The following is a 12619-nucleotide window of genomic DNA, read 5'->3' as shown; positions in this document are numbered from 1 at the left end:
CGAGATAGAGGCGGTGACTGGAGTTCAGACGTGTGCTCTTCCGATCTAGTGTAAATTCGTCAATCGTTCATCCTAGAGAAATTTTTAAAACCGCAATACTAAGTAATGCTGCTTCAATAATAATTTCACACAATCACCCTAGTGGTGATCCAACCCCTAGTAAAGAAGATATTAGCATAACCACAAGATTAAAAGAATGTGGCAAAATATTAGGAATAGAGGTATTAGACCATGTAATTATTGGCGAATATGATAAATATTTAAGCTTTAAGGAAAAAGGACTTTTATAATTATAAAAGTCCTTCCCCTAAAAAATACTAGGAGGTATTAAAAATGTTAGATTATAATGATAAAAAAGATTTCATGGTTGAATGGGTTGATACTAAGGGTAAAATACATAAAACAAAAGTTCTTTATAAATGTATTTCAGCACTTGAAGCATCAGAGTATATTTATACAAATAGAAAAACATGTGCCAAAACTCCAACTGCTTATTGGATATAGAATACATATTTAATATTTTTATGCTTGCATTGTGGTCACATATGTGACACAATATAAGCATAAAATAAAACAATTCAAATGAAAGGAGTTTAAATATGAAAACTGAAATTATAAAAGCAAGATTAAATGAAGCTGAAAAAAAGTTATTTTTAGAAAAGGCAGAAGAAAAAAATATGACCGTGAGTGATTATATAAAATATTGTTGTTTAATTAATCCACCAAAGGGCGGATATGAGAGAGAAGCAGACTATAAATAATAAACAAAGCTATTGGATTAAATAAGTTGTGGGATATAGTTGAAGGAGTTGATAGGATATGGAATTAAGAGATATAAAGACCTTGCAAGATGTAGCTAGAGAATCGGGTATTCCAGTAAGAACATTACAAGATAGATTGAAATTAAAAAGCATGGAGATGGTAGAGGGCTTAGATTTTAAAAAATTAGGCGTTAGACTGCCGACACTTCTTAGTCCAAATGGTGTTGAAAAAATATTAAACAAATAAAATAAGGCAGTTTTCCGAAGGAAACCACCTAACTCGCAGTTAAATTGTATCCTTTGGTGCTTCAATAGTCAAGGGAAGGGTATGTTATGTCAGTTTATATTAATCTATGTTCAAGAATGTAAAGAAAAGAAACAAGATCCAACCTTGATAGGATTAAAAAGTTATAAAAGGATTTGGGAGAATTAAATTCACACTTAATTGAGTGATGGACGATATTATATAGGTATTACAAAAAAATACAAAAGTATTACAGTTTTAAAACATAATTAATAACCAAAGCAAGAGGAGTAATAAGAGATGGATATTTGGTGTGAAAGATGCGAATTTTTTAAATTTATAGTAATATAAATTATTTTAAAATTTTTAATAAATATATACCAATAGCATGTAAAAATGTTACTATAAAAGGGTATGAAAACCTTGAAATCGCTATCAAATACCTAGTATACCCGAATAAAAGGTTACTAAAAAGAATATAAATGAAAGTATCAAAGGAGACTTATCAAATGATAAAAAAGTCAAATAAAGAGATGAAATATATAGATGAATTTATAAATGAAATACATGAGGCAGATTGTTTAGAAAAAATGAAAGAGTTACCCAATAAGTCAATTGACATGATTTTATGTGATTTGCCATACGGAACAACACAGAATAAGTGGGATTCTGTAATCCCTTTAGATGACTTATGGAAACAGTACACTAGAATAATTAAGGATAACGGTGCAATAGTACTGACATCGAATGGTGTATTTACTGCACAGTTAATTTTAAGTAAACCAGAATTATATAAGTATAAATGGATATGGGAGAAATCAAAAGCAACAAATTTTCTAAATGCTAAGAAACAGCCTTTAAGAAAGCATGAAGAGATATGTGTATTTTATAAAAAGCAACCAACGTATAATCCTCAAATGACAGATGGGGAAGCTTATGATAAGGGTATAAGAAAGGACCAATTGACTGGCAGCTATGGTGATTTCTTACCTGTACATGTTAAGAGTGAAGGTCAAAGGTATCCAACTGACATAATATATGTAAAGACAGCAGAGTCGGAGGGTAAAGTATATCACCCTACTCAAAAGCCAGTGGAGTTGGGTAGATATTTAGTAAGGACGTATACAAATGAGGGTGACATAGTCCTTGATAATACGTGTGGAAGTGGCTCATTTTTAGTAGCTGCATTAGAAGAGGGTAGGAATTTTATAGGAATAGAGCAGAATACAAATGTTGCATTATTTAAGAAAGAAGAAATAGATTATATAGAAGTATGTAAAAGTAGGTTGCAAAAATCATGGGTAAATTTAAATGAAGAAAAGAGAATAAGGGTAAAAAATAAGAACTTAATAAAGTATTTTGAGGAGGAAAACCATTGTGGTAGCGATAACAAAAAACGAGAGAAGTTGGGCAATATCTCTAATTACGGATATTAATTTAATTGTAGCTAAAAGGACATGGAATATAAAAAGAGCAGGTGGAGAAACTACAATAAACACTGGCAAGAAAAGAATGTTTCCAGATGTAATACTTTATGGTGATAACAAACAGTTAAAAATACTTCAGGGTTGGGAAATAAAGATGCCAGATGTATTGATAACTGATAATGATTTTGTAAAAGATGCTCAAAATAAAGCAACTATTCTAGGATTAAATAGTTGTTTTATTTGGAATTTTACATATGGAGTTTTGTATGTAAAAGATGTAAGTGGTAATTTTAATATAGTAAAGACTTGGGATGCTACAAAGTATATTAAAACAAGGCAAGATGTTGAGACGTACCATAATGAATGGTTGTTGTTGATAGAACAGATTTTAACAGAAATAAATGCTTATTTTGAGTCTGGGGTATTTCACTCAGCAGGACTTGGTGAGATTTTATCTGATACAGTAATGACATCAATAATAACAAAAAATAAGTGCATAGTAGCAAGTGAAATAAAGAGTGAAGCTGTTAAAAGTGTAATAATAAGGAGTTATGTAAGTAATTGGTGGGAGGAAGTAAAAGTTGAATATATGTCCGATGAGACTGATATGTATGAAGCTTATGCAAAAACAATATTATTAAATTGGCTGAATAAGTTTATGTTTGCACATATAATTAAAAAGTATCATAATCCTGCGTATGCAGTTGAAAGTATTGATTATAGTGTGAAACCACAAAGAGCAATTGAGATATTTTCAGAAATAACTGCAAAGTGTGATTTCTATAATATATTTAAAACATTTGATTACAGTGAATTAATTCCATCAGACGTGTGGGATGATATTATAGAATTCAACCGTTTCTTAAGCAGTAACGGTATAGTAAATATAGATCAGAATGCATTACAAACAACAATAGAAAATACAGTAAATTGTGCTAAGAGGGAAGTAATAGGTTTATATACAACACCAGTAAAGTTAGCTGAACTTTTAGTAAAATTGACGATAAATGATTTAAATGAAGTAAATTTAGATCCATGTTCGGGTACAGGCACAATACCAAAGGCAATACTAAATTATAAGAAGCAATTTGTAAGTATAAATAAAGCATATGAAACTACATGGGCTTCTGATAAGTATTCTTTTCCACTACAGATACTAAATATGGGGTTGACTGATGCCAGTTCTATAAATATACCTAGTATGATTTTTCAAGCTAATGTTTTTGACTTAAATGTAGGTCAAGATGTACAAATTATAAATCCAACTACAGGTAAAATGATAACATATAATTTACCACAGTTAGATTCAATTATATCAAATTTACCATTTGTTAATTTCAATAAGAAAAAAGAAGAAACTAATGCAGTAATACAAGCTGTTGTAAAAAATATAAAAGACACCACGAATATAAATGTATCAGGTAGAACTGATTTATACATATATATAATTATATCTGTATGGAAGTTATTAAAAGCTGGTGGAAAGTTGAGTGTAATAACGTCTAATTCATGGTTGGGTACAGCAGCAGGAAAACATTTTTTTGATATAGTTAGATGGTATTACGATATTGATTCAGTTTATGTTAGTGGAAAAGGAAAATGGTTTACTAATGCTGATGTAGTGACAACTTTGATTTTGATGACAAAGAAAGAGCAGGTATCAGAACCTATAAAAGGTGGAGATACTACTTTTGGAATAATAAATAAAACATTAGCAGATCTTGAAGATGCAGATTTATTTACAAATTTAATCAACTCTGCTGTCTTAGCCAAGGAAACTGATAAGAATGTGCTGCAGTTAAAGAAATATAAGCAGTCAGTAATACAAGAAATGCTAAAAATGAATGTTTCTATTAATACACTTTTTCATGATACTGATTGGTTGTTAGATATAAAAGATAGTTTGTGTAAACTGGGTTCATTATTTAAAGTATTTAGAGGCGAGAAAACAGGCCAAGATGAGATATTTTATCTAAAAGATGCGACTTTAGTAGATGCTGAATTTATAAGAAGAGGGCTAAAGAATACTAAGAGTTGTAATCGACTTACTGCAAAATCGGATACAGATGTTCTTTGTTGTGACAAAACAGTTGAAGAATTAGTAAGATTGCATCATACAAAGACATTGAATTGGTTAGCTAGGTTTGAAAATCATTTAAATCAGTCTGTATTAACAAGAGGTACAAAATGGAACATGCTAGATGCAACTAAGTTGCCTTATTTATTTACGGGCATGAATCCTGAAGAAAGAATCTTTTTTGGTAAATTTGACGTACCTACTTTTATTAATCAGCGATTGATTGGGTTACTAGCTCGAAGTGAAGCAGTTGATATAGATTTGTGTCATACTTTATTGAATTCAATGTTGGGTATGTTCTATGTGGAAGCTGTTGGTTTTGGAAGAGGATTAGGAGTTTTGGATTTTAGTAAAGATAATCTTGAAAAAGGTTATATGCTTGATCCGAATTTACTTAGCAAAGAACAAAGGACAAATATATTTGAAGCATTTAAGCCATTACTTGAAAGAAATATACTAACTACAAAAGAAGAATTGTTACAGGCAGATAGATTAAATTTTGAGCGAATAGTGTTAAAGGCTTATGGTATAGATGCTTATTTTGATAGAATAAAAGCATCATTACTGTCAATTCAAGCTGTTCGGTTAAGTGTAAAAGTAAAGTCAAAATAGTTTTTTACTATTTAAGATGTAAAAGAGATGTAAACTGAATAAGAATGAAACTTTTCAGTATATAGTTATTGATAGACGATATAGACAATAACAATAAACTTTAAACTATGAAACAAATAATATAGTCTTACAAGGGTTTGAACTTGATAAATAAGTTTCATGTTGGCAGAATTGTTGGCAAAGTTATGAGCCTTATACTATTTCAAGTAAACTTTTAAAATCTACAAATACTTTAGTGCCAACCTATAGGAACTTGTCCAATTCTAATAAAACCTCATAATTCTTTAAGTATAATAACTACGAAACAGTTGGTCTAAAGTTAGTACAATTTAGAATTATTATAAAAGAATTATAGCTACTTAAATAAGGATACCCCATACTATTATTGTATGGGGTATCCTCAGTAAAAATGATATTTTGTACACTAGGAAAAATATATACCCATAAACGCAAGTATTTTACTGGTTAAATATATGAATCATATTTTCTTATAAACTTAAGGTGTTAAATCTTAAAGGAATAAACAAATATAGTTCGTTTGGAGTATACAGTAGGCGAACGAGAACTAATAGCCTTGGAAGTGGCATTATATGGTGAATATATACATAAATCGTTCATGCAATATATGGACTTTAAACGAACGACTTAATACAATAATTATAAAGAGGTTATTACATGCAAACATACTTTTATATCACGGAGTTAGTATATGAGTATTTGGAGAAATATATATATTAAGGATTACAATGTAGGAAGGCAAAAGAGGCATATATAACTCAAAAGTATTTAGAAAACAAGGTTAAGCTTGATGTTGGGTGGGAATGAATTTAATATTTAAAATAATGATCTAAATGTAAATGTAAAAATTATAGAATTAAGTGGTGCAGAAACGTAAAAAAAAGGATTAAACTTCGCTACGGAAGCAATTATGGGATATAAATACTAATCACTATAGACCTTGTACCTACATTTAAAGTAAAATTACCACTATAAAATAAAAGTTATGATGTCAAATTCATATTTGAATCCATAACCTTCTCCTATCTTAGAATTTAATTTTTATGTTTATTTAATTATAGGTTTATAATTTTTTTCTCTAAACTCACTAGGCGAAATATGTTCGTATTTCTGAAAAACCCGACTAAAATAATTTGGATTTATAAATCCAATCTTTTCTGATATTTCTTTTATAGAAATACTAGTCTCTTTTAAAAACTCCTTTGACAACTCTACTCTCGTAATAGTTAATTTTTCAGTAAATGTCATAGAATAATGTTTTTTCATTATTCTATTTATTTGCCTAATGCTAGTCCTAATCTTTTTTGCAAGGACTTCAGTTGTTAATCCAAGATAATTATAACTAAATTCTTCATCTATTAAGAATATACGAGAATCGTTAAGCGATTGCTTGGGAAAATGATAATTGGTTTCTTTTTTCTCAGACATACATCTTACTGCATTTAAAATAATAAGTGAAAATAGATTTTGGATATAAGTATAATACCCAGTTATAGTATTCTCTAGTTCTTGCATTACCTTAAGAAATAATTCACTAGTTGCAAATCTGTCCTCACCAAACCAAAAATTTGTATTTAAAAGAATCTTTATAATATCATCTATTTCTTCTTTTAAAAAGGGATCACTTTTCTTTATACTTCTATTTGATATTTTTATTTCAAAATTAATACAATATTCACACATAGGATCTTCAAAATCAGCTTTTTGTTTATGCAATATCCCTGGACCAGTCATGTAAAATGTCTCCGGGATAATAATATATTTTTTATCAAATACTTGTAGTATACCTTTACCACTAGGTATAAAATGAAGTTCATATGTACTATGAGAATGGTTTTTAAAACTCCAATTTGGCCTTGGTGGTTCATAACCTATGTAGAATATATTTATTGTCATATTTCCCATAGGTATTTTTATGTTTAAATCATTATATCGTAACACTCTACTCATAGACTAATCACCTTCTCATTTAATTGCTTGGTATAGTATTCATATTCACTATTTAAATTTAAACTTCTTCTTCACTACAACGACATATTATATAATAAATGACGATATAGTCTATTTATTATATTAAGAATCCGCAATATAATTATATCATGAAATAAAGATAGTGGTTACACTATTATCACCTGCTAGCAGATAATTAAATTCATTAGTTTAGTTAACATTATAATATAATTTGATTTAAAGGAGATGTACAGTATGATTTTATTAGACTTAAATGGTAAATGGCTTATGAGAAGGACTGGTGAAGAGGCTTTTATTGACGCATTAGTACCAGGTTCAATGTATAATGACTTACTTACCTCAGGGAAAATGGAAGATCCATTTTATCGTGATAATGAATATGAGGCTTTAGAACTGTCAAATTACGATTATGAATATACACGAAATTATCAAATTGATAACAAATTTTTAGACAAGGATAAAATAGTATTGGTTTGTGAGGGCCTAGATACATTAGCTGAAATCTTTATAAATGGGAAAAGTATTGGTAAGTCAAATAACATGCACAGGACCTATGAGTTTAATGTTAAAGAATTATTAGTAGTTGGTGTAAATACTATCAATATAGTTTTTGAGTCGCCACTTCAATACATAAACAAAAAACAAATAGATGATCCTTTAAATGGAGATTATATTCATGGGATACCTCATTTGAGAAAAGCTCACCATATGTTTGGATGGGACTGGGGTCCAAAACTTCCGGATGTTGGTATATGGAAAAATATATCTATTAAAGCTTATAACCAAGGTAAAATTGATGATGTATATATTTCTCAAATACATGAACAAGGATTTGCTCATGTAAATGTATTTGTAAAACTTGAAAAGTTCTATGATTTTAAATCAGATGTGATGATTAAACTTATATCACCTGAAGGTATTTGCATTGAAAAGAAGATATCTTCTTGTTTAATTGAAAATAATATAAATATATCTGTTGAAAATCCATTACTTTGGTGGCCAAATGGCTTTGGAGCTCATCCATTATATAAAGTTGAGGTGCTTTTACTTTATAATGATATTGTATTAGATTCTTTAAGTTACAAAATAGGACTTAGAACTATAACCGTTCATCAAGAAAAGGATCAATGGGGTGAGTCTTTTGCTTTTGAAGTAAATGGTGTACAATTATTTTCTATGGGTGCCGATTATATACCAGAAGATAATATCACTGCCAGATGTAGTAGAGAAAAAACTGAAAAACTTATTAGAAACTGCATTGCTTCAAACTTTAATTCCATTCGCGTTTGGGGAGGGGCATATTACCCTCTAGACTATTTTTATGATTTATGTGATGAATACGGACTTATAGTATGGCAAGATCATATGTATGCCTGCTGCGTTTATAGATTTACTGATGATTTCAAAGAAAATATAATACAGGAAACAAAAGATAACATGAGAAGGTTACGCCACCATGCTTCTTTAGGACTTTGGTGTGGCAATAATGAACTGGAGGTTGGTTGGGCAGATTGGGGCTGGAGCGAGCAGTTTTCTGCTGCGCTTAAAGCAGATTATATAAAACATTTTGAAGTTGTGTTACCAGAGGTTTCAAAAGAAATGGACCCTAATACTTTTTATTGGGTTGCTTCTCCTTCCTCAACTGGAAGTTTTGACAATCCTAATGACGACAATTATGGTGACATGCATTACTGGGGAGTTTGGCATGGTAGAGAACCCTTTACTGCTTTTAGAAACTATTTTCCAAGATTTATGTCTGAGTTTGGACTTCAATCTTTCCCATGTCTCAAAACTATAAAAAGTTTTACACTTCCAGGCGATAGAAACATTTTCTCATACGTCATGGAAAGTCATCAAAAATCAGGAACAGGAAATGAAAAAATTCTATACTATATTGGTGAAAATTATAAGTACCCAAAAGATTTTGACTCCTTATTATATGCTTCACAGTTAATTCAAGCTGAAGGCATAAGATATGGCGTTGAGCACTGGAGAAGAAATAGAGGAAGATGTATGGGTGCAATGTATTGGCAGCTTAATGACTGTTGGCCAGTAGCCTCTTGGGCTAGTATCGACTATTTTGGAAGATGGAAAGCACTACAATATGCTGCGAGAAAATTCTTCTCACCAATACTCATTTCGGCTTGTGAGGAAGGGCCTATTGTATCTTTGCACCTTAGCAATGAAACTATGAAAAAAGTTTCTGGAGATATTGTTTGGAAGTTACGAGATGCTAAATCTAATATAATAGAATCATTTAAGGAAAACATTAAAATTGATGCACTTACTTCGATTAAATATGCTGATCTTGATTTTAATATGATATTAGATTCAAATGATAAAAAGAGAAATTGTTATTTGGAATTTAAGTTCATTATTGATGGGAAAATTATAAGTGATGGAACTGTTCTATTTGTTAAGTCAAAGCATTTTAATTTTATAGATCCTAAATTAGATATTAATATTATTGAAAATGATAATAGCTTTACTTTGGATATATCATGCAAGTCCTATGCAAAATTTGTAGAAATTGATTTCACTGAAATTGACGCTATATTTAGTGATAATTACTTTGATTTGTCAGCAGGAACTATTAAAACTATACAGGTTAAAAAAGATGATTTATCTAGTTTGGTCTCAATTGAAGAATTAAGAAAGCAACTTAAAATTCGAAGCGTTTTTGATACATTTGAATAAATAGAGAGTTATCTCAACTATAAGTTTATAGTTGAGACAACTCTCCTTACTTTTGTTAACTGTCTATTAGAATGATAATGTTGTAAGCAGAATAACTCATTGGTTTCTTTACTTTTTAAATTATGAAAGATTAAGTTAGTTATAAGTTCAAATGAGTATATTATCATTCAGACTTTGGTATTTTAATTGTTATAACTGTTCCAATTCCAAGTTTACTAAAAATTTTAATGCCATATTCATTTCCATAATACATTTTAAGTTTTTCATCTACATTTATAATTCCATAGCCAGAACTTACACTTGAATCATTTAAAAACAATGATTTTATTTTATTTTCACTCATCCCTACACCATCATCAATAATTTTAAATATTATACTATTATCCTGCATTTTAATCGATATAATAATATTTATTGGTCCTTCTCTGTCAAAAACAGCATGGTCAATTATATTTTCAATAAATGGTTGAAGAATAACCTTAACTGTAAAGAATCTTTTAACATCTTCATCAATATCATAAAAGATGTTAAAAATTTCACTCATTCTAATTTTAAGTATTCTAATGTATGCTTTTGCCTGTTCTATTTCATTTGATATAGTTATGATATCTTTTCCTTTGTTTAGAGTCATTCTATAAAAGATTACCAATGAGTTTACCATAGTTGTAATATTACCCAGATCTCCCTTAGTTACTAATCGGTTAACACTAGATAAAGAATTAGCTAAAAAATGTGGGCTTATCTGGGCTTGTAGAGTCCTTAATTCTGCTTCTTTCTTTTTAAGATTAGATTCATAAGCCTCATTTATAAGATATTCTGTCCTCTCAACCATTTCATTGTAAGATTTTGCAATAAAACCTAACTCATCATTATCAATATTCTCTAATTTTTCTTTAAAATTTCCCTCTTGAAATTTTTTCATGTACTTTAATATCTTTATAATCTTATTCGAGAATAATCTTGATAAAAGAAAAGTCGCGATAAATAAAAATATTAAGGCTAATACACAACAAATCACAACTAGATTTTTTATTCTCTTTGTTTTATTAGTAATTTCACTCATAGAGATGATACTAATGAATTTCCATTTATTTTTATTTACTCCAATTGTTAATACTGCAGTATTCTTATCAATTAAGTACATATCCTTAACATTACCTTGAATATATTTATCTATTTTTGCCTTGTATTTTTCATAAAATTCTTTTTTGCTTTTATCAATATAAATTATTTTACCCTGATCATCAAAACACATGTTAAAAAAATTACTACCTATATTAGCTGCTTGTGTTGTAATAAAAATAGATTTAATAGGAATTGTCAAAATCATCGTTCCAATACTTGTATTAAAATTATTATAATCCGGTATATTTTTTATAATTGATATATTACCATAAAATTTATCATTACTAATCTTTAACCATATAGGGTTTTTACTATATCCATTAATATTTCTGTACCATCCTATTTGTTTAATTCTACTGCAGTTATATATCTGATAACTATTAATATGTGGCTTAAGCATGCCATTATAATTATTATCATTTAAAATATTATGAAAGTTATTTGGTATTATTTCATTTAAGTTATCGCCGTTTCTTACAATTGCTAAATTTGACGGTATTTCAGACAAAGACATCCAAGTAATAAGGTTTTCTTCGTAATTAGTAATTTTTTCTGTATTTATAATACCTATCTCATAGTTTCCCTTCATAAAATCTTGAGTATCTTTTTTATATGCTATATTGTTTAAAAAGTTTTCAATGTTTTTACAATTTGTATCTATAGTAATTTTATTTTGCTGTTGTACTTGGGTTACAATCTTAACACTCTGTTTTTTTATAATATCTTCTGATATAGTGTAAGAAAATGACCCCACTATAATTATTAATATAACCGTAAGCGGGAAATATGTAATCATAAGTTTATATTTTATTTTAAGATTCTTAAAATAGCAATAAAATATATTGAATTTTAACATTTTTCATATCTTTTCTTAAATTCTTTTGGTGTAATTCCAAAATGTTCTTTAAACTTATTAATAAATGCATTTACATTTTTGTACGAAACCTTTTGTGCCACTTCATATATTTTAATGCTTGGATTTTTAAGAAAGTCACTAGCCATTTCCATTCTATATGCTGTTAGGTATTCAGTAAAACCTTTTCCTAACATCTCTTTAATAATTAGCCCAAGATGGTTTGGTGAATAATAAAATTTATTTGCGATTTCCTTAAGACTTATATCTTTATCATAATTCATTTTTACAAATTCTTCAATTTGAATAATTATTTTTCCGTTAGTACTTTCAAATTTTACTTTAAGATAATCAATTACTATTTTGAAAATATGTTTAATCCAATTTCTTATGTCGGTGATAGTTTCATAATTCAAAAGTTTTTCCCATAGATTAATTTGCGTATTCAAAATATTACTAATCGACTCATCCATATCAGATAATATCATTTCAAGTTTACTAATGATATTCAATGAAGCCATTATAATATATCTTCTATCTGTGGTATCAAATGAATATACATCATCGAAAAATTCATCAACTATTTTTTCTAACCTGACTTTATCCAAACTATATAAACATTTCTCTAATTCCTTGTCCATATACAGAGCCTTTTTGTAATCGAAATATTTTTCACATATTTCATCATTTTGAAGTATTTTACCTTTTGCCAAAAAAAAATTTAGATTATTCCTTTCATATTTTTCTTTAATTTCATCCAAACATAACTTTGATATAATTCTCATGGTGTTTAACAATTCTTCTGAGATCGGAAGAGCACACGTCTGAACTCCA

8 protein-coding genes are annotated in these 12619 nt (G+C 28.7%); 6 read left to right on the top strand and 2 right to left on the bottom strand.

Going from position 1 to position 12619, the window contains the following annotated elements; genetic code table 11:
* Nucleotides 1-333 precede the first annotated feature (333 nt).
* The 5 genes from Q0649_RS10875 to Q0649_RS10855 all read left to right on the top strand — a co-directional run bounded on the left by Q0649_RS10875 (nucleotide 334) and on the right by Q0649_RS10855 (nucleotide 5121).
* On the top strand, nucleotides 334-504 hold the full coding sequence (locus tag Q0649_RS10875; protein ID WP_298841455.1) for a hypothetical protein: 171 nt from the start codon (nucleotides 334-336) through the stop codon (nucleotides 502-504).
* 95 nt (nucleotides 505-599) lie between these two features.
* Complete coding sequence (locus tag Q0649_RS10870) at nucleotides 600-761, top strand: plasmid mobilization protein (protein WP_298841452.1); 162 nt, start codon at nucleotides 600-602, stop codon at nucleotides 759-761.
* 58 nt (nucleotides 762-819) lie between these two features.
* Nucleotides 820-1008: a hypothetical protein gene (locus Q0649_RS10865; protein ID WP_298841450.1), complete on the top strand. Its 189-nt coding sequence runs from the start codon at nucleotides 820-822 to the stop codon at nucleotides 1006-1008.
* A 506-nt stretch (nucleotides 1009-1514) separates the two neighbouring features.
* Nucleotides 1515-2441: a site-specific DNA-methyltransferase gene (locus Q0649_RS10860; protein WP_298841448.1), complete on the top strand. Its 927-nt coding sequence runs from the start codon at nucleotides 1515-1517 to the stop codon at nucleotides 2439-2441.
* On the top strand, nucleotides 2383-5121 hold the full coding sequence (locus Q0649_RS10855) for an Eco57I restriction-modification methylase domain-containing protein (protein ID WP_298841445.1): 2739 nt from the start codon (nucleotides 2383-2385) through the stop codon (nucleotides 5119-5121). The genes Q0649_RS10860 and Q0649_RS10855 overlap by 59 nt, the downstream gene beginning before the upstream one ends.
* A 1065-nt stretch (nucleotides 5122-6186) precedes the next feature.
* Here the strand turns inward: Q0649_RS10855 and Q0649_RS10850 are convergent.
* Complete coding sequence (locus tag Q0649_RS10850; RefSeq protein WP_298841440.1) at nucleotides 6187-7089, bottom strand: AraC family transcriptional regulator; 903 nt, start codon at nucleotides 7087-7089, stop codon at nucleotides 6187-6189.
* Nucleotides 7090-7344: 255 nt separating this feature from the next.
* Between Q0649_RS10850 and Q0649_RS10845 the strand changes: the two genes are divergently transcribed.
* Nucleotides 7345-9807, top strand: coding sequence for a glycosyl hydrolase 2 galactose-binding domain-containing protein (locus Q0649_RS10845; RefSeq protein WP_298841437.1), 2463 nt, complete (start codon nucleotides 7345-7347; stop codon nucleotides 9805-9807).
* A 163-nt stretch (nucleotides 9808-9970) separates the two neighbouring features.
* On the opposite strand, the gene Q0649_RS10840 is transcribed toward Q0649_RS10845, so the two are convergent.
* On the bottom strand, nucleotides 9971-11728 hold the full coding sequence (locus Q0649_RS10840; RefSeq protein ID WP_298841434.1) for a sensor histidine kinase: 1758 nt from the start codon (nucleotides 11726-11728) through the stop codon (nucleotides 9971-9973).
* Nucleotides 11729-12619 lie beyond the last annotated feature (891 nt).

The sequence above is a fragment of the uncultured Clostridium sp. genome (assembly GCF_937920395.1).
GTDB lineage: Bacteria > Bacillota > Clostridia > Clostridiales > Clostridiaceae > Clostridium_AD.
This window is presented reverse-complemented; position numbering and strand designations above follow the sequence as displayed.

What these genes read in the sequence shown, in the direction of transcription:
- Q0649_RS10875 (WP_298841455.1), top strand. Translation starts at nt 334, where the DNA reads ATGTTAGATTATAATGATAAAAAAGATTTCATGGTTGAATGGGTTGAT.
- Q0649_RS10845 (WP_298841437.1), top strand. Translation starts at nt 7,345, where the DNA reads ATGATTTTATTAGACTTAAATGGTAAATGGCTTATGAGAAGGACTGGT.
- Q0649_RS10860 (WP_298841448.1), top strand. Translation starts at nt 1,515, where the DNA reads ATGATAAAAAAGTCAAATAAAGAGATGAAATATATAGATGAATTTATA.
- Q0649_RS10840 (WP_298841434.1), bottom strand. Translation starts at nt 11,728, where the DNA reads ATGATTACATATTTCCCGCTTACGGTTATATTAATAATTATAGTGGGG.
- Q0649_RS10870 (WP_298841452.1), top strand. Translation starts at nt 600, where the DNA reads ATGAAAACTGAAATTATAAAAGCAAGATTAAATGAAGCTGAAAAAAAG.
- Q0649_RS10850 (WP_298841440.1), bottom strand. Translation starts at nt 7,089, where the DNA reads ATGAGTAGAGTGTTACGATATAATGATTTAAACATAAAAATACCTATG.
- Q0649_RS10865 (WP_298841450.1), top strand. Translation starts at nt 820, where the DNA reads ATGGAATTAAGAGATATAAAGACCTTGCAAGATGTAGCTAGAGAATCG.